A 17511-nucleotide genomic window follows, 5' to 3' on the forward strand; every position below is an offset into this window, starting at 1 on the left:
AATCAAAAAATACCAAATTCAAAAATACCAAATTACAAAATTGGGATTTGGAATTTAAAAATTGGAATTTAAAAAATTTATGGAATTAGACGAAAAAAAATATTTATATCTATTGTTTCTCATCCCGATTGTGGTATGTGTTTTTCTTTTTAATATGTATTGGAAAAGAAAAAAACAACGTGAATTTGGTGATTTGGAAATGGTAAAAAAGCTAAGCCCTGAACGCTCAGTTTTTAAACCTGTTTTAAAATTAGTAGTTTTTCTTTTGGCACTGGCTTGTTTGATCATAGGTTTGGTAAATCCGAAGATTGGAACCAAAATGGAAACGGTTAAACGCGAAGGAATTGATATCGTTTTTGCTGTCGACGTTTCAAAAAGTATGCTGGCTGAGGATGTTGCACCTAGCCGTTTAGAAAAAAGCAAACAATTGGTTTCTCAGATTATCAATAATTTAGGCAGCGACAGGATCGGAATTGTTGCTTATGCCGGAAGTGCTTTCCCAGTCTTACCAATTACAACAGATTACGGTGTTGCTAAAATGTTTCTGCAAAGCATGAATCCCGGAATGGTGTCATCACAAGGAACCTCACTTGACGAAGCGATTAAATTATCAGCAACCTATTTTGATGAAAAAAGTAAAACCAGCAAACTTTTAATCCTTATTTCTGATGGAGAAGATCACTCTGAAGGTGCTGAAGCAGCTGCAGATGAAGCCAATAAAATCGGAATGAAAATCATTACCATTGGTGTTGGAACAGAAAAAGGAGCTACAATTCCGTTGAAGGAAAACGGTGTAGTCAGAAGTTATCAGAAAGACCAAAATGGTGAAACAGTTATTACAAAACTAAATCAGGAAGGTTTAAGAGCAATTGCAAAAGCAACCAAAGGCGGGTATGTTTATGGAGGAAGTACAAAAGAAGTACTGGAATATGTAAAAAATGCATTGAATAATATTCAGAAAACTGAGTTTGAAGCAACACAAATGGCAGAGTTTCAATCGCAGTTTCAATGGTTTTTAGGCTTTGCCTTTTTCCTGTTATTTCTGGATATCTTTTTATTGGAAAGAAAAACAAACTGGATAAACGAGTTGAATTTATTTAACGAAAAGAAATAATTGTTCTGGACAAATCGGGAGCAAAAAAATAAAAACACAGAATGAAAAATTTACTTCTTTATATTTTACTAACCTTTTCTTTGGCAGTTTCTGCTCAGGAAAAAGACAAAACATTGCCTGAAGCCAATGAAGAATATAAACAGAATAAATTTGTTGATGCAGAGGCAAATTACAGGATTTCACAATCAAAATTTCCTAAAAAAGCTACAGCTTCTTATAATTTGGGAAATACAATTTACAAACAAAACCAGGCATCAGAAGCAAAATATGCTTATGCAAAGGCTATTAAAAATGCCAAAACCAGACCTGAAAAGCACAAAGCTTTCCATAATTTAGGAAATGTTTTTATGAAAGAGAAAGATTATACTCAGGCTGTTGAAGCTTATAAAAACGCTTTGCGTAACGACCCTACTGATGATGAGACACGTTACAATTATGCTTTAGCCAAACAAAAACTAAAAGAAAACCCTCCGAAAAACGACAAGAATAAGGACAAGGATAAAAAGAACGACAAAAAAGACGATCAGAAAAAGGACGGCGACAATAAAGATAAAAAAGACGGCAAAGACGATCAGAAAAAAGACGACAAAGGCGATAAGGACAAAGATAAAAAAGACGGTAAAAACGATCCTAAAAAAGATGATAAATCAAACAATAACGGAGAGCCAAAACCTATGCCGGGAGGAATTTCAAAAGATCGTGTCCAGAATTTATTAGATGCGGTGAATAATGAAGAAAAGAAAATTCAGGATAAAGTTAATGCCCAAAAAGTAAAAGGAAGTCCTAAAAAAGCAGAAAAAGACTGGTAGAATTGTTATTGTTTTTGGTTTATTGTTTTTCTGATTTAATAAAAACAGTTTACCATTTCATCTAAATTAAAAGAATAAACTTTTAAAAGATAACCAGAAACTATAAACTACTAACAAACAAAAATTGATTAAACAAGTAATGAAAAGATATTTAATTCTATTACTATTCACTTTTCAGGGACTTATGGCTCAGGTTCAGTTTGAAGCCAGGGTAAGCAAGAATACGCTTGGAGTTAACGAAAGACTCCGTATTGACTTTATCATGAATGTTGATGGGGATAACTTTGACCAGCCTTCTTTTGAAGGTTTCAGAATTGTTGGAGGGCCAAGCCAGCAGATAAGTCAGTCATGGGTAAATGGAAGAAGTTCATTTCAGAAAATTTATTCTTATTTTTTGCTGCCGAATCAAAAAGGTACATTTACCATCAAACAGGCTTCAATTGAATATAATGGGCAGGTTTATAAAACATCTCCCATAAAAATAACAGTTACCAATGCAGTTCCACAAGAAAGAGATCCAAATTCACAACAACAGCATCAAGGGGGCGGAAATGAGATACTGAATCTGATTGCAGAAATTTCCAAAACGAATCCTTATATAAATGAACCTATTACAGTGGTTTATAAACTATATTTTAATGGTATTGGTGTAACAGGATTTAAAGAACTGGCTAAACCTAAATACAAAGACTTTTGGAATCAAAATATTGACATCAAACAGCTTCAAATTGAAGAGGGAATGTACAAAGGTGAACGCTCTTACTTTGTAGTCCTTAAAAAAACGATTTTATACCCTCAAAAATCAGGAAAACTTACTATTGAACCGCTTTCTTTAGACATCGGAATTCAGGTACCAAGAGGCCGGAACATGTTTGGCCAGATGATGCTGGATGATGCAAACAAAACCGTTTCTGCCGGAGCCAAAACAATTAATGTAAGAGCGCTGCCTGAGGCAAATAAACCTATTGGTTTTACCGGAGCTGTAGGTAAATTTGATTTTAGTGTTACCCCATCAAAAACTACCTTAAAAAGTGGAGAAAGCCTTGATTTGATTGTTAGTGCAAACGGAACAGGTAACATGAAACTATTTACTTTGCCAAAACCAGTTGTACCTAATGCATTAGAAATGTATGATCCGGTTCATGACGAAAAAGTAAATACATCACTTGCAGGAATGTCTGGAAAAATTTCGGACAAATATACTATCATACCTCAATTTAAAGGAAAGTATGCTATAAAACCAATGGAATTCTCGTATTTTGATTTGAATTCCGGAAGCTATAAAACCATAACTTCCCCTGAAATCATGATTGATGTTTTGGATGGTCCTGTACAGGCTGAAGCAGTGGCGTCAAATACGTCTAAAAATGTCATTACAAAATCAGAACAATTTAAATATATCAAACCAAAAACTGTTTTGATTTCAACGGTAAAAGATGATTTTTACGGCTCCGATTTATATTACAGTCTATTGTTACTGCCTTTTGTAATTTTACCAATTATTGTAATTGCCAAGAAGAAAAAAGAGGCAATCGACAGTGATGTTACCGGTAACAGAATTAAAATGAATAACAAACTGGCGAAGAAATATCTGTCTGAAGCCAAAAAACAGCTTAATAATAAAGAATCGTTTTATATTGCCCTTGAAAAAGCAATGCATAATTTCCTGAAAGCCAAATTACACATTGAGACCTCAGAAATGAGTAAAGACAATATTCTCGAATTGCTGTTATCAAGAAGTGTAAATCCGGAAACGGTTCAGAACTTTATTAATTTGACCGAAAACTGCGAGTTTGCGAGATATGCACCTGCATCAAGCACATCTATCCAACAGGATTATGACAAAGCTGTTTTGATTATTTCGGAATTAGAAAAACAAATTGTTTAAACCTAACGTCAAAGTTTACGAAAGGTTAAAATTTACAGAAAATGAAAAATATAGTATATCTCTTTTTATTAATCTCACAGTTTTTCTTTGCTCAGGGCAGTTTTGAAAAAGCAAATGCCTTATATCAAAAGGCAAAATACCAGGAAGCAGCACAAACTTATGAAAGCATTATTAAGGATGAAAAACAACACTCTGCCGAGTTGTATTTTAACTTAGGGAATTGTTATTACAAACTTAATAAAGTGGCACTTTCGATTTATAATTATGAAAAGGCTCTTGTCCTGAAACCACATGATGCTGAAACTTTAAACAATCTGAAATTTGCCAAAAAACTCACTATAGACGAAATTAAAGAAGTTCCAAAGGTTGGTTTTGCAAAGCTGATTCAGAATTTTACAGGTATTTTTAATTACAATACCTGGGCCTGGATTTCAGTAGGAATTGCATTTGCTTTTCTGCTTAGTTTTATTGGCTATTATTTTTCACAGCTTACACTTTCCAAAAGAATCTATTTTATCGGAATGTTTATTTTACTGTTTGCCTTATTATTAAGTGTTTCAGCAGGAATAACTGAAAAAGATCATTATAATAATGATCGTCCTGCAATCGTTTTTGCTGAAATGACGGAAGTACGAAGTGAACCTCAGAAAGGAGCATCAAGTATTTTCTTATTACACGAAGGTGCTAAGGTTTACGTAACCGAATCCCTTGAAAACTGGAAAAAAATTGAATTGACGGATGGCACCGAAGGATGGATTGATGCTTCTGCTATAAAAGAAGTAAAATAGAAAATTATTATACAAAAAGAGTCCATTTCTGCGATAGAAACGGACTCTTTTTTTGTCTTGAACTTTTTAATTCTTAATCTAAAGATTCTGTTAGTTTTTTGAAAACGGTCTTGGCATTTTTACCTTCGTATAAGACGGCATAAACCGCATCAATAATTGGTGTTTTGGCACCATAACCCTGATTTAATTTATAAGCACTTTTAGTTGCATAATATCCTTCGGCAACCATACTCATTTCCATCATCGCACTTTTTACTGTATAGCCTTTTCCAATCATATTGCCGAACATTCTATTTCTTGAAAATACGGAATATCCTGTTACCAATAAGTCGCCCAAATAAGCAGAATCATTAATATTTCGTTTCATTCTGTGTACTTTCTTGATAAATTTTCGCATCTCACGGATTGCGTTGCTCATTAATACAGACTGAAAATTATCGCCATATCCCAGACCATGAGCAATTCCGGCAGCTATTGCATAAATATTTTTAAGCATTGCTGCATATTCAGTCCCGATGATATCGTCTGAAATTTTAGCTTTTATATAATTACTGGATAAGGATTTTGCAACTGTGCAGGCTTTCTCCGGATCACCGCAGGCAATCGTCAAATAAGAAAGTCTTTCTAAAGCTACTTCCTCAGCATGACAAGGTCCTGTAATAACCCCTATATTGTAATAGGGAATATCATACTGAATGTGAAAATGTTCACCCACAATCAAACTTGTCTCAGGAACAATTCCTTTAATGGCTGAAAAGATAATTTTATTTTCAAGAGAAACTGTCAAATGTTCTAATTCAGCATTTAAAAAAGCAGAAGGAATTGCAAAAATAAGGTAATCTGCATATTCAATCGCTTCGTTTATATCGTTGGTTAATTTAAGTTTATTGATATCAAACTCAACTGAACTCAAATAATTTGGATTATGTTTATATTTTAAAAGGTGCTCTATCGCAGCGTCATTTCGCATATACCACGAAATTTCATCCAGGTTCACACACAGCATTTTTGCAATAGCTGTTGCCCAGCTCCCACCACCAATTACTGCAAATTTTAAATTTTGGCTCATTATTCAAATAATTTAGAGCAAAAGTACTTAATAATGCAGTAATATCACAAAATGTAATTTAAGAATTTTAAAAACAGCTTTAAATACAAAGTTTTTTAAAGAATTTCAAAAAAACGAAAAATATTTTCTCTTCTGTACAATAAAAAACAAACAGTTGCGTTGTAAACTATCATTAATTAGATTATTAAATGAATTTAGTAAGAATTGAGTTAGTTAGTTTTGTTTTAGTATTTTAAAAAGGCGTTCCTAAAAATTTAAGAACGCCTTTTTTGTTATAAAAATTCCAATATTTTAAAATCCAAATCCCAAATTTGAAAATCTGAAATAATTAAATTGAAATGCCAAAATTGGAATTTGGAATTTATAATAATTTGAAATTTGTTTTTTTAATAACTAAGCTCCACAATAGATTTTACTTTATCTAAAGTCACCAGTTGTTTTTCGCCTAAGCCTTTCCACCCTCTTTCATCAAAACGACTAACAATAAAATCAGCTGTTTTATCATAATCGTTTGTGTATTGTGAAAGTTTGGTATCCATTCCCATTGTATGGAAAAATTCAACGGTTTTATTGATCGCTTCTTTAGCAACTTCATCGTCTGAACCTGTTAAGTTGAAGATTCTTCTGCCGTATTGGGCCAGTTTTCCTTTTTTGGTTTCAAACATGACATTATATAGACTTGGACCAATAATAGCCAGAGTTCTCGCATGATCAATTCCGTATAAAGCTGTTAGTTCATGACCAATCATGTGCGTTGCCCAGTCGCTTGGAACACCTTTCTGGATTAATCCGTTTAAAGCCATCGTACAGCTCCACATAAAGTTAGAAGCCAAAGTATAATCGGTTGGGTTTTCTACAACGCCTGGACCAACTTCTATTAAAGTCTGCAAAATTCCTTCTGCAATTCGATCCTGAAGAAAAGCATCGGTTGGATACGTTAAATATTGCTCCATAACGTGAGTATAAGCATCTACAACACCATTTTCAAGTTGTCTTTTAGGTAAAGATGCAATTACAGTTGGGTCACAAATAGAAAATTGTGGAAATAATGCACTTCCGCCTGAAGCTAATTTTTCCTGAGTCGCTTCGATCGTCACCACATATCCTGAATTCATTTCGCTCCCCGTAGCCGGAAGAGTCAAAATTGTTCCAAACGGCATTGCATTTTCTTTAATTAAAATTCTCTTTTGAAGAATATCAATCGGATTTCCATCAAAATTAACTGCTGCCGAAATAAACTTTACACCATCAATAACAGATCCTCCTCCTACTGCGAGAATAAAATCAATTTTTTCTGCTTTTATAACTTCTACGGCTTTCATCAAAGTTTCAAAATGTGGATTGGGTTCGATTCCGCCAAACTCTACAATTTCAAAACCTTTCAGATTGCTGATTACCTGATCGTAAATTCCGTTTTTAAAAATACTTCCACCACCGTAAGCCAAAAGGATTTTAGCTTCTTTTGGAACCAAAGTCGAAAGTTTTTCAATTTGTCCTTTCCCGAAAATTAAATTAGTCGGATTGTATAATTCAAAGTTTAACATCTGCTTATTATTTTAATTTTGCCATTAATTTTTCAGCTACCAGTTTTGATGAAGCCGGATTTTGACCTGTAATCAACAAACCATCTTCTACTGCATAAGGCGCCCAATCAGCTCCTTTTGAATATTCGCCACCATTAGCTTTCAAAGCATCTTCCAATAAAAACGGAACCACTTTTGTTAATCCAACTGCTTCTTCTTCAGTATTTGAAAATCCGGTAACTTTTTTGTCTTTTACTAAATAAGAACCATCAATCTTTACATTTTTTAATGCTGCCGGTGCGTGACAAACAAAACTTACTGGTTTTTTATGATTGTAAAAAGATTCAATCAAAGCGATAGAATTTTGATCAACGGCCAAATCCCACATTGGTCCGTGGCCACCCGGATAAAAAACTGCATCAAAATCTTTCTGATCCACTTCTGTAATTTTATGCGTACGTTTTAACTTTTCCTGTAAAGCTAAATCGGCATCAAAACGTTTAGTGTCTTCTGTAGCAGCACTCGGATCATTACTTTTTGGATCAATTGGCGGCTGACCACCTAAAGGACTTGCAATTTCGACAACATATCCCTGATCTATAAGGGTATAATATGGCGCAGCAAATTCTTCTGTCCAAAATCCTGTTTTTTCACCTGTATCTCCTAATTTGTCATGGCTCGTAAGCACAAATAATACTTTTTTCATCTTTTTTTTATTTAATTTTTGAGCAGTAGTCGAAATACTACTAACCGTTAAAGCTATAATTGCAAATAATGCTATTTTGTTCATTTGATTAATTTTAAACAAATTTACAGCTTATATGATATTTGTAAAAATAAAATAAACTATGTTTGTTATAAGTAAATTTATAGCTATGGTCAATTTAGAATGGTATAGAACATTTAAGGCGGTCTACAAAAACGGAAACTTTTCTGTTGCCGCAAAAGAGCTTTTTATGAGTCAGCCCGCAGTTAGTCAGCAAATCTCAATGTTGGAAGCTCATGTTGGGAATAAATTATTTATTCGAAAGTCAAAAGGCGTAGAACCAACAGAGTATGCTAAGTTACTGAATAACTTGATTATAGATGCACTTGACCGTCTTGAAAATGTAGAAACTACTTTTAGGTCAAAAGCTGAAGATGCTACGCGGTTAATTTCTGTGGGCATATCAAAACATCTTTTCAGCAGTGTTGGCAATGCTTTAATTGCAAAATTTGATTTAATCGATTTTACTTTTGCCGATGATGACACGCTGTTTTCCTTAGTCGATTCTAAAAAACTGGACTTTGCCATTGTTTCCAAAAAATACGATACGTTTGATACCATTCAGGAAACGGTTGCTAAGATTAAATTAGTAATGGTTGGACCAACGAATTTGGATATTACCGAATTTCGCCAGAAACTAAAATCAGATAATTTTACTGAAGCGGAACAATGGCTGAACGAGCAAAAATGGTATTCACATGATGCCAGAATTCCACATATAAAATTGTTCTGGCTTCATGCTTTTCATAAAAAAAGACCATCCATGGTTCCTAATTACATTATTCCATCAGAATTTGAAATGCTGGAGATGCTCTCTAAAAATTCCGGTGTTGCTGTAACATGGAATTGCAATGCCAGAAAATTTATTCAGCAAAACAAGCTCCAACTGGTATGGAACAGCTTCCACGTTCCGGAAGAATATGTTTATTTACTGGCAGCTAAGAACAACAATTTGAAGACCTTTTTTGATATCATTGCCAACGAAGTAAGAATTGCATTATCGACTTAAAACTTAAGATAGTTAATGAGTTGAGTGTATTTTTTTTAATACAAATTAAAAACGCTGATAAAACAGATTTGCTTTCGCAAAAACACAGATTTACACGGATTTATATATAGAATCAAAAAGAAATCAGTGTAAATCTGCGTCAAAATATGCGTCTTTAATAATTAGACTCAACGGATTTGTCCTTACTTAAAATCATCAAAAATGATGAGTTGTACTATTCCATCCCACATTAAATTTGTCGTATGCCGAAATTTGATTTTTACGATCTTTTTCTGAGTTAAACTTTAATTAGCTCAGCGTAAGAAATATAAAATTTTATATTTGTGTAAATCTTACGCATTTTAATTATGACTGAAAATCAAAATATCAGAGTTGCTGTGGATGCCATTGTTTTTGGTTATCAAAACAGCCAGTTGTACGTTCTTTTAATCCAACAGAAATTTGGAACTCAGGAATCGTACTGGGCATTGCCCGGAGGTTTGGTTAAAAATGACGAATCACTAAAAGACGCTGTAAAAAGAGAATTGAAGGAAGAAACAAATGTTGAAGTAAATTACTTTGAGCAACTATTTACTTTTGGCGATGATACAAATCGGGATCCCCGAAACCGTGTAATTTCTGTAGCCTACTATGCCTTGGTAGATCCTTCAAAACTAAAAGTTCAGGCTGATACAGATGCAGAACATGCGCAATGGTTTATAATTGATGAAGTCCCTGCCCTTGCTTTTGACCATAATCAGATTCTTAAAAAAGGATTGGAACGTTTAAAAGCCAAACTCACTTACGAGCCCATTGGTTTTGATTTGCTTTCAAAAGAATTTCTTTTCTCAGAGCTGGAAAACCTCTATTGCACTATTTTAGAAAAGGAAATCGAACGCCGAAATTTCAGAAAAAAAATCCTGAGCTTCGGAATCGTAGAAGAAACAGAAAATTATTCCCCGGTAAAAACAGGGCGGCCGGCCAAATTATTTCGGTTCAACCATAAGAAATACAATGATTTACGCAAAGAAGGCTTTCATTTCGAAATAAAGTTTGCGTAATTTTTACACAAAATAGATTGTTTATTCAAAATTAAATTCTACATTTGCGTATAATTAACGCAAACAACAACACTATGATACTAAATCTCGACCCAAAATTTACTCCGATACAAAACCAGAAACAAATCAATTTTCAAAGTTTTACCTTTTCTGGAGGAGAGCCACACATCAAAATCGATCCTAATTTTGATATCAATGAAAAAGTAACTATTACTCACAGATTAAATTCATTCAATGATTTGGGCTTATTGTGTATCACAGTAGATGCTTTACGCAGAATGGATGTTAAGGTAATCGATTTGTTTATTCCGTATTTTCCGGCCGCAAGACAGGATCGTGTGATGATTAAAGGAGAATCTCTTTCTGTAAAAGTGTACGCGGATATCATCAACGGATTACAACTGAATAAAGTTTTTGTTTTTGATGCACATTCTGAAGTTACGCCCGCTTTAGTTAATAATTGTGAAGTGATTCCAAATCATGCTTTTATCGCAGCAGTTTTAAAAGTAATTGGAGAAAACGTAAAATTGATTTCTCCCGATGGAGGCGCTTTGAAAAAAATCTACAAAGTCTCTGAATTCTTAGGTGGAATTGAAGTTGTAGAATGCAGTAAAAGCCGTGACGTAAAAACCGGAAGATTATCTGGTTTCAAAGTCTACGAAGAGGATTTAAACGGAATAGATTGTCTAATTGTAGACGATATCTGTGACGGCGGAGGAACTTTCGTAGGATTAGCAGAAGAATTGAAAAAGAAAAACGCCGGAAAATTATATTTAGCAGTAAGCCACGGAATTTTCAATAAAGGTTTTGAAGTTTTAAACTGCTTTGATAAAATCTTTACCACCAATTCTTTCAAAGATTTTGATGATGAAAAGGTAGAGGTTATAAAATTAAAATTATGAATAAAAATTATAGAGTAGAAATAGCAAATAAAACCTTAGAAATCATAAAAAATGGTTTTTATGAATACAAAGGAAAAAAGATTGTCATAGAAAAAGAACTTGAAGAGTCCAAAAAAAATACGATTACCATTGTACCAAACGACTGGGACGAAATATTGAAAAGTCCAATTGAAAATAAGTTTAAAACAGAAATTGTGACAAAAAACTGTTCGACAATTGAAGCAATTGCTCAAGAGGAAAACGGAAAAATCTGTGTCTTGAACTTCGCTTCTGCAAAAAATCCGGGCGGTGGTTTTTTGGGAGGTGCTTCCGCTCAGGAAGAAAGTTTGGCTCGATCATCTAATCTTTATGAAACGCAGATCAAAGACAAAACGATGTATGATTTTAATAGAAATCAGTCTTCGTTTTTATATTCAGATTACATGATTTATAGTCCGAATGTTTTGTTTTGGAATGATGATAATGGCAATTATTTTGAAAAACCATTTGTAGTTGACATTATTACAGCACCAGCACCAAACAAAGGCGCGATGTTGCAGCATAATAGAAAAGAAGAAATTGCTGAAACAGAAGTGATTTTCAAAAAAAGAATGGACAAAGTATTGGCAATTGCGGCAAAACAAAATATTGACACACTGATTTTGGGAGCCTGGGGTTGCGGTGTTTTTAGAAATGAGCCCAAAGATGTTGCCCATTTTTTCAAAGAAATTATTGCAGAAAAATATACAGGTGCTTTTAAAAAAATAGTTTTTGCAGTATTTGACAATTCGGAAAAAAAATCAAATTTTAAACATTTCGAAGATACATTTAATTGATATGAAAGTCATTTATCCAGTAAACGAAATTGAAAAAGAAGGAATCAAAATCTTTCTTGCCGGAACAATCGAAATGAGTAATTCGGAAGATTGGCAGCAAAAAATAGTCACAGATTTTCAGGATTTTTACAAGGAAAAAGAAGTCGTTGTTTTTAATCCAAGACGGTTTGACTGGGATTCAAGCTGGGTGCAGTCAATCGAAAATAAACAGTTCAGTGATCAGGTAAACTGGGAGTTAGATGCTTTAGAAGCATCAGATTTCATCATTATGTTTTTTGATAAAAACTCTAAATCTCCCATTTCAATGCTCGAACTTGGATTGTTTGCCGATTCAAAAAAAATGCTGGTATGCTGTGAAGAAGGTTTTTGGAGAAAAGGAAACATCGACATTGTTTGTAAACGAAAGGGAATTTCAACTTTTGAAACATTAGATGATTTAGTATTAGAATTAAAAACTAAAATTAATTAACTATTAATCAGATTCCATGTTTTAAGTATCAAAGCAATCTGAAACCTAAAACAACAAACTATTAACAATAAACCAAAAAACCATGAGCGACGATTTAAAACCAAGATTTATTGAGTCTTTAAAAAGAAACAATGATCAGATTAGAGAAGACAGAGCCAAAGTAATTGGCGAAGATTCTGAATTAATTTACAGACGCAGAGTTGAAGATATTGAGCTAAAAATCAAAAGACTCGAAAGAGAACAGGAAGGATTGATCGATATTAGTCCACTGGATAAAAACAGTCTGACATTTACTGATTTTCAGCCCGAGGCCTTTGTTCAGAAAGATATGGAACTTTCGCTGACCATCAGAAATCTGAATATCCAGTTTGAAGTAACAAAAAAGAGATTTGAGTATTTATTCGGTAAAACATTTTAATCATGGGAGGAACAAGATACGATTTCGGTGCTCGCGAAAGCAGAGCAAAAAAAGTAGGTTACGCCAGTAAATCAGCAGGCGAAATTTTTACACAGAATGCATTACGAATGGCTCATGAGTCGATGAACCCAAACGGAGTGATTGTAAGAGAAGCCAGAGATTCTGAGGTGCATCCAAACACAGTTCCGATTATTTTAGGACTGGACGTTACCGGAAGCATGGGTCATATTCCGCATGAACTGATTAAAGATGGATTGCCTAAATTAATGGGCGGCATTATTCAGGGAGGCGTTCCGGATCCGGCACTTTTATTCTTAGGAATCGGAGATCATGAGTGCGACAGATATCCGTTACAGGTAGGACAGTTTGAATCTGGAGATGAAGAATTGGATATGTGGTTAACGAGAACGTATATTGAATCTGGCGGTGGCGGAAACGCTGGTGAAAGTTATCTTTTAGCTTGGTATTTCGCAGCATTTCATACCAAAACCGATGCTTTAGAAAAACGTGGACAAAAAGGATTGTTGTTTACCGTTGGTGACGAGCCGGGTTTAAAAACACTTCCGGCTTCTGCCATAAAAGAAATTATGGGTCAGGGACAACAGACTTATACGCATCTTGAATTATTAGCAGAAGCTCAAAAACGATACGATGTATATCACATTAGTGTTTTGCACTCAAATCAGGCGATTAATGCCGATGTAGAATGGAAAGAATTGTTAGGTCAGAACTGCTTGTCTATTGAAGATCACAGAGAAATTCCAAACGTAATCAAAAATATTATCTGCGACCGATACAAAAGTTCTGGTTTAGGAACCACCGTTTCAGGAACAGACAGTTTAGATAATATCGAAATGCTTTAAAGTTTTGCGACTCTGCGTCTTTGCGAGATTAAAATAACAACAAAATGAAAACAGCAAAAATAGTTATAGGTTTAGGATTTGGTGATGAAGGAAAAGGCATCACAACCGATTTTCTTGCAAAGCAAAATCCTGAAGCTATGGTTATTCGGTTTTCGGGAGGTCAGCAGGCAGCGCATACGGTTATGATTGGTGACAAGAAACACGTTCATTCGAGTTTTGCGAGTGGTGCGCTTCGGGGTTTGCCTTCTTATTTTAGTGAACATTGCACGGTTCATCCTCTTTTTTTATATAATGAAAAAGCGGAGTTAGAAAAAAATGGAGGGAATACGGAAATTCACATTCATCCTTTGGCAAAAGTTACCACGCCTTTTGATGTCTGGCAAAACAGAAATAATGTTCGAAATCTCGATCATGGAACCTGCGGAAAAGGTATCGGGGCAACCATGAAAAGAAACGAAGGTCCGTACAAATTGTTTGCGATAGATTTGATTGCGCCACGCGAAATGCTTTTAGAAAAGTTAAACCAAATCGCCTATTACTATGGTTTTCTAAACGAAAGTGAAATCGATCAGGAAGTCGAAAAATATCTGGAAGCCATTGACCAAATAAAATGGATCATCAGTGATTATAGTTTTTTAGAGAATTATGAGACTTTAATTTTTGAAGGCAGTCAGGGAATCCTGCTCGATATGGATCATGGTGTTTTTCCGAATGTGACGTATGCAAATACGACTTCAAAAAATGCAATTGAAATTTGTAATAGATTAAAGATTGAAAATATTGAAGTGTTTTATGCAACCAGAAGTTATACCACAAGACATGGACACGGCTGGATGCCAAATGAAAGGGAATTAAAATTAAAAAACAACGAAGAAGAAACCTGTGTGTTCAACGAATATCAAAAAGAACTTCGCTTTGGCGATTTAAATTATGATTTATTGAATTACGCTTTAAAAATCGATGCAGCTTACAGTCCGAATGCGAAAAGAAATTTGGTCGTAACCTGTATGGATCAACTCGAGAAAGAATATGAATTTGAAAAGCTGACGACCGATTTTAATGAAATTTACGGATCATTTTCGCCCGATTCAAAAGATTTTAAAAACATCACTTCTTTGTTTCAATAAGTAAAAGATGAAATATACGATAGAAAATATAGCTCCTGAAAGTAAGTTTTTGTTTTTCTGGGGACATCAGCCCAATAAAGACGGGAAAATTACCAAAACCTGTTTCAGTCAATGGTGGTTAAGTTCTTTTAAAGTAGATAAAGTTACCTACAAAACTGCCGAACACTGGATGATGGCCAAAAAAGCCGAATTATTTCAGGATCAGGAAATTTTAGAAAAAATCCTTGAAGCTGATTCTCCGGCAGAAGCCAAAAAGCTAGGAAGAGAAGTTAGAAACTACGATGACAAAATCTGGTTAGAAAATCGTTTTGAGATTGTAAAAGAAGGAAATCTTCATAAATTCAGTCAAAATAAAGCGTTAAAGGAATTTTTGATCAATGCGAAAGACAGAGTTTTGGTAGAAGCAAGTCCGGTGGATCCTATCTGGGGAATTGGAATCGCGAGTGATCATAAAGATGTCATGAATCCGGAAAAATGGAAAGGACTGAATTTGTTGGGTTTTGCTTTGATGGAAGTTAGGGATGAATTGAAATAAATTGATTATGGAAGATGTTGAAGTTATATTAGAAAGAGCAAAAGCTCTTAATGCGGATAAAAAATGGGATGAAGTCCTAAAATTTCTTCCTGAATCAGTACTTAAAACGTACAAAAATTCGAATTTATATTTGGAAAAAGCTGAAGCTTTTTGGCATCTAAAAAAGTTTCTAAATTGTGAAAAAGTTGCAAAAATATCTTTAGAAATTTTATTAAGTGCAAAAGCACTCAATTATTTAGGATTAGTTTCTACTTATAAAAAAGATTATAAATTAGCTGAAAATTATTTTAAAAAATCAATTGAAATCAACTCAGAATTTACATCTCCCTATTATAACTTAGGTAACTTATATCGTCAATTAGGAAAATATAAATTAGCGACTACTTTTTTTGATAAATTTCTAAATTTAAAACCATCTTCTGTAAATGGATATATTGCACTAGGAAGGATTTATATTAGAAAAGAGGAATATGATATTGCAAAAAAAAATTATCTTAAGGCTCTTGAGATTGACCCAAATAATTCTTTGTCCCACTACAATTTAGCATTAATCTATACTTTATTAAAGGAAAATTCTTTAGCAGAAAATCATTTCAAAGAACTTATACGCTTATATCCTAATTATACTTATGCATACAATGGCTATGGAAATTTGTATAAAAATATGGGTAAGTATAAAGAAGCAGTAGATTGTTATAAGAAATCAATAGAATTGGATGCTTCATATGCTACACCTTATTATAATTTAGGTTTGCTTTATGATGAACAAAATAAAATAGAAGAAGCTAAAGAAAATTTTGAATTATATGTATTATTTACAAAGGATAAGGAAAGTTTTACATACAAAAATGCATTGTCAAAAATTGACGAGATAAATAAAAAAATTGATAACTCTTCATATAAAAGGATAAGTGAAATTATCAAAAAAATTAAACTCTTAATTAAGTTTGAGGAAGATTGTATAACTCATTATACAAGTATAACAACGGCTCAGTTTTTAATTCTAAAAAATAGTTCATTCAGATTATCAGAAGGTACTTTTTTAAATGACACATCTGAGGGAGAAGAGTTGTTTAAATTTTTAGAAGTAACAACTACTAATACTAAAATTAATAATAATCAGTCAGAAATCTTTACTAAGAGACCATTTATAGGAAGTTTTGTTGATGCTACTAAAAATAATGATTTGACCTTATGGAGAATGTATGGTAAAGAAGGGCTTGAAGAAGCGAAGGGTTGTTCTTTAACAATGAATATTAAGGAATTCAAAGAAGAGATTAAGAAGTTGGTAAATACTGGTGGAGAAGCAAATCTACCAAATAATTTAGATGCTGAATTTTATAAAGTTATTTATAGAAAAGATGAAAAGTTCTGTTTCTCAGGTTCAACATCCGAATCTAATGAAATTTTGGCTAAATTAATGGCTGATTTAAAAACAGAATATGCTAAATTTTTTAAAAAGAAAAATAAAGCAAAGAATGAAGAGCTGGAAATTGTTGAATTACTTAATGAAATTGCCTATCTATTCAAAAGCATAGAATATCTATATGAAAATGAAATCCGCCTTGTGATTAATGAAGCTGTTGGGTTTGATAAAAAAATAGATTTTAAAGAAGAGAATTTCCTTCCATCTCTTTACCCTAATCGAGTTTATATTGAATTAATATCAATCGCACCTTTATTAAAAAATATTACTATTGGACCAAAAGTTGAAAGAGCAGAGGAATGGGCTTCAACATTTCATTATTTTCTTTCAAATAAGGCGTTTAAACCTGAAATTCATATATCAAAATTACCTTTTAAATAAATCTGATAAATTGAAATTATGAATGAAAAAACAGCAAAAAGCGTCAGCAAGTTTTTGAGCCTGGTGCTGCGACATTCGCCTGAAACTATCGGATTAAAATTAGACGAAAATGGATGGGCAGATGTAGAAGAATTAATTATAAAATGTAATAATAGAGGAAGTCAGAATCAAATGACAGCCGAAATTTTGGATTATGTTGTCGAAAATAACGACAAAAAGCGTTTCGCATTTAGTGAAGACAAAACCAAAATCCGTGCAAGTCAGGGACATTCGATTTCAGTTGAATTGCATTTAGCAGAAGTTCAGCCATCAGAATTTTTATATCACGGAACAGTCTCAAAGTTTTTAGATAATATCAAAAAGGAAGGTTTACAAAAAATGAGCCGTCAGCATGTGCATCTTTCACAAGAAAAAGAAACAGCGACAAAAGTGGGAAGCAGAAGAGGAATTCCACTGATATTAACCATTAGAAGCGGTGAAATGCATAAAGACGGATTCAAATTTTATTTGTCCGAAAACAATGTCTGGCTCACTGATGAAGTACCGGTAAAATATATAGAGTTTTGATA

The 17511-nt window shown here is 33.4% G+C and carries 18 protein-coding genes; 15 read left to right on the forward strand and 3 right to left on the reverse strand.

The features are described from left to right. Positions 1-79 precede the first annotated feature (79 nt). From OZP09_RS11165 to OZP09_RS11180, 4 genes are all read left to right on the forward strand, one after another. Positions 80-1114 carry a vWA domain-containing protein gene (locus OZP09_RS11165; protein ID WP_269233748.1) on the forward strand — a complete coding sequence of 345 codons (1035 nt, stop codon included), beginning with the start codon at positions 80-82 and terminating at the stop codon, positions 1112-1114. A 41-nt stretch (positions 1115-1155) separates the two neighbouring features. Beyond that, on the forward strand, positions 1156-1923 hold the full coding sequence (locus OZP09_RS11170) for a tetratricopeptide repeat protein (protein ID WP_269233749.1): 768 nt from the start codon (positions 1156-1158) through the stop codon (positions 1921-1923). Between the two features lie 139 nt (positions 1924-2062). Next, positions 2063-3811, forward strand: a complete 1749-nt coding sequence (locus OZP09_RS11175) for a BatD family protein (protein WP_269233750.1) — start codon at positions 2063-2065, stop codon at positions 3809-3811. Positions 3812-3852: 41 nt separating this feature from the next. Continuing rightward, positions 3853-4599, forward strand: a complete 747-nt coding sequence (locus OZP09_RS11180) for a tetratricopeptide repeat protein (RefSeq protein ID WP_269233751.1) — start codon at positions 3853-3855, stop codon at positions 4597-4599. A 73-nt stretch (positions 4600-4672) separates the two neighbouring features. Here OZP09_RS11180 and OZP09_RS11185 read toward each other — a convergent pair whose 3' ends face one another. The 3 genes from OZP09_RS11185 to OZP09_RS11195 all read right to left on the reverse strand — a co-directional run bounded on the left by OZP09_RS11185 (position 4673) and on the right by OZP09_RS11195 (position 7981). Further along, positions 4673-5668: an NAD(P)H-dependent glycerol-3-phosphate dehydrogenase gene (locus OZP09_RS11185; RefSeq protein ID WP_025572239.1), complete on the reverse strand. Its 996-nt coding sequence runs from the start codon at positions 5666-5668 to the stop codon at positions 4673-4675. Between the two features lie 386 nt (positions 5669-6054). Beyond that, positions 6055-7212 (reverse strand): iron-containing alcohol dehydrogenase, encoded by a 1158-nt coding sequence (locus OZP09_RS11190; protein WP_269233752.1) that lies wholly within the window; start codon positions 7210-7212, stop codon positions 6055-6057. Between the two features lie 7 nt (positions 7213-7219). Continuing rightward, entirely contained in the window at positions 7220-7981 is a 762-nt protein-coding gene (locus OZP09_RS11195) for a type 1 glutamine amidotransferase domain-containing protein (protein WP_281309395.1), read from the reverse strand. 85 nt (positions 7982-8066) lie between these two features. Between OZP09_RS11195 and OZP09_RS11200 the strand changes: the two genes are divergently transcribed. The 11 genes from OZP09_RS11200 (at position 8067) to OZP09_RS11250 (ending at position 17509) form a co-directional block, all read left to right on the forward strand. Then, positions 8067-8966 (forward strand): LysR family transcriptional regulator, encoded by a 900-nt coding sequence (locus OZP09_RS11200; protein ID WP_269233753.1) that lies wholly within the window; start codon positions 8067-8069, stop codon positions 8964-8966. Between the two features lie 347 nt (positions 8967-9313). Continuing rightward, positions 9314-10006 carry an NUDIX hydrolase gene (locus OZP09_RS11205; protein ID WP_281309396.1) on the forward strand — a complete coding sequence of 231 codons (693 nt, stop codon included), beginning with the start codon at positions 9314-9316 and terminating at the stop codon, positions 10004-10006. Between the two features lie 74 nt (positions 10007-10080). Continuing rightward, on the forward strand, positions 10081-10908 hold the full coding sequence (gene prs, locus OZP09_RS11210) for a ribose-phosphate diphosphokinase (protein ID WP_269233754.1): 828 nt from the start codon (positions 10081-10083) through the stop codon (positions 10906-10908). Beyond that, positions 10905-11723: a TIGR02452 family protein gene (locus OZP09_RS11215; protein ID WP_281309397.1), complete on the forward strand. Its 819-nt coding sequence runs from the start codon at positions 10905-10907 to the stop codon at positions 11721-11723. The genes prs and OZP09_RS11215 overlap by 4 nt, the downstream gene beginning before the upstream one ends. 1 nt (position 11724) lies before the next feature. Continuing rightward, positions 11725-12192, forward strand: a complete 468-nt coding sequence (locus tag OZP09_RS11220; protein WP_281309398.1) for a nucleoside 2-deoxyribosyltransferase domain-containing protein — start codon at positions 11725-11727, stop codon at positions 12190-12192. A gap of 82 nt (positions 12193-12274) precedes the next feature. Continuing rightward, a complete protein-coding gene (locus tag OZP09_RS11225; protein WP_269233756.1) occupies positions 12275-12610 on the forward strand; it encodes a hypothetical protein in 336 nt (111 codons plus the stop codon). 2 nt (positions 12611-12612) lie between these two features. Next, a complete protein-coding gene (locus OZP09_RS11230) occupies positions 12613-13473 on the forward strand; it encodes a hypothetical protein (protein ID WP_269233757.1) in 861 nt (286 codons plus the stop codon). A 44-nt stretch (positions 13474-13517) separates the two neighbouring features. Continuing rightward, positions 13518-14600 (forward strand): adenylosuccinate synthetase, encoded by a 1083-nt coding sequence (locus OZP09_RS11235; RefSeq protein ID WP_269233758.1) that lies wholly within the window; start codon positions 13518-13520, stop codon positions 14598-14600. A gap of 7 nt (positions 14601-14607) precedes the next feature. Beyond that, the gene (gene ybiA, locus OZP09_RS11240; protein ID WP_269233759.1) at positions 14608-15135 is read left to right on the forward strand and encodes a riboflavin biosynthesis intermediates N-glycosidase; all 528 of its coding nucleotides are present in this window, start codon (positions 14608-14610) and stop codon (positions 15133-15135) included. Between the two features lie 7 nt (positions 15136-15142). Further along, positions 15143-16942, forward strand: a complete 1800-nt coding sequence (locus tag OZP09_RS11245; RefSeq protein ID WP_281309399.1) for a tetratricopeptide repeat protein — start codon at positions 15143-15145, stop codon at positions 16940-16942. Positions 16943-16960: 18 nt separating this feature from the next. Next, positions 16961-17509 carry an RNA 2'-phosphotransferase gene (locus OZP09_RS11250; protein ID WP_269233762.1) on the forward strand — a complete coding sequence of 183 codons (549 nt, stop codon included), beginning with the start codon at positions 16961-16963 and terminating at the stop codon, positions 17507-17509. Positions 17510-17511: the final 2 nt, after the last annotated feature.

The organism is Flavobacterium flavigenum, from assembly GCF_027111255.2.
Taxonomy (GTDB): Bacteria; Bacteroidota; Bacteroidia; order Flavobacteriales; family Flavobacteriaceae; genus Flavobacterium; species Flavobacterium flavigenum.

What these genes read in the sequence shown, in the direction of transcription:
- OZP09_RS11180 (WP_269233751.1), top strand. Translation starts at nt 3,853, where the DNA reads ATGAAAAATATAGTATATCTCTTTTTATTAATCTCACAGTTTTTCTTT.
- OZP09_RS11225 (WP_269233756.1), top strand. Translation starts at nt 12,275, where the DNA reads ATGAGCGACGATTTAAAACCAAGATTTATTGAGTCTTTAAAAAGAAAC.
- prs (WP_269233754.1), top strand. Translation starts at nt 10,081, where the DNA reads ATGATACTAAATCTCGACCCAAAATTTACTCCGATACAAAACCAGAAA.
- OZP09_RS11185 (WP_025572239.1), bottom strand. Translation starts at nt 5,668, where the DNA reads ATGAGCCAAAATTTAAAATTTGCAGTAATTGGTGGTGGGAGCTGGGCA.
- OZP09_RS11250 (WP_269233762.1), top strand. Translation starts at nt 16,961, where the DNA reads ATGAATGAAAAAACAGCAAAAAGCGTCAGCAAGTTTTTGAGCCTGGTG.
- OZP09_RS11230 (WP_269233757.1), top strand. Translation starts at nt 12,613, where the DNA reads ATGGGAGGAACAAGATACGATTTCGGTGCTCGCGAAAGCAGAGCAAAA.
- OZP09_RS11215 (WP_281309397.1), top strand. Translation starts at nt 10,905, where the DNA reads ATGAATAAAAATTATAGAGTAGAAATAGCAAATAAAACCTTAGAAATC.
- OZP09_RS11200 (WP_269233753.1), top strand. Translation starts at nt 8,067, where the DNA reads ATGGTCAATTTAGAATGGTATAGAACATTTAAGGCGGTCTACAAAAAC.
- OZP09_RS11165 (WP_269233748.1), top strand. Translation starts at nt 80, where the DNA reads ATGGAATTAGACGAAAAAAAATATTTATATCTATTGTTTCTCATCCCG.
- OZP09_RS11220 (WP_281309398.1), top strand. Translation starts at nt 11,725, where the DNA reads ATGAAAGTCATTTATCCAGTAAACGAAATTGAAAAAGAAGGAATCAAA.
- OZP09_RS11245 (WP_281309399.1), top strand. Translation starts at nt 15,143, where the DNA reads ATGGAAGATGTTGAAGTTATATTAGAAAGAGCAAAAGCTCTTAATGCG.
- ybiA (WP_269233759.1), top strand. Translation starts at nt 14,608, where the DNA reads ATGAAATATACGATAGAAAATATAGCTCCTGAAAGTAAGTTTTTGTTT.
- OZP09_RS11190 (WP_269233752.1), bottom strand. Translation starts at nt 7,212, where the DNA reads ATGTTAAACTTTGAATTATACAATCCGACTAATTTAATTTTCGGGAAA.
- OZP09_RS11195 (WP_281309395.1), bottom strand. Translation starts at nt 7,981, where the DNA reads ATGAACAAAATAGCATTATTTGCAATTATAGCTTTAACGGTTAGTAGT.
- OZP09_RS11175 (WP_269233750.1), top strand. Translation starts at nt 2,063, where the DNA reads ATGAAAAGATATTTAATTCTATTACTATTCACTTTTCAGGGACTTATG.
- OZP09_RS11170 (WP_269233749.1), top strand. Translation starts at nt 1,156, where the DNA reads ATGAAAAATTTACTTCTTTATATTTTACTAACCTTTTCTTTGGCAGTT.
- OZP09_RS11235 (WP_269233758.1), top strand. Translation starts at nt 13,518, where the DNA reads ATGAAAACAGCAAAAATAGTTATAGGTTTAGGATTTGGTGATGAAGGA.
- OZP09_RS11205 (WP_281309396.1), top strand. Translation starts at nt 9,314, where the DNA reads ATGACTGAAAATCAAAATATCAGAGTTGCTGTGGATGCCATTGTTTTT.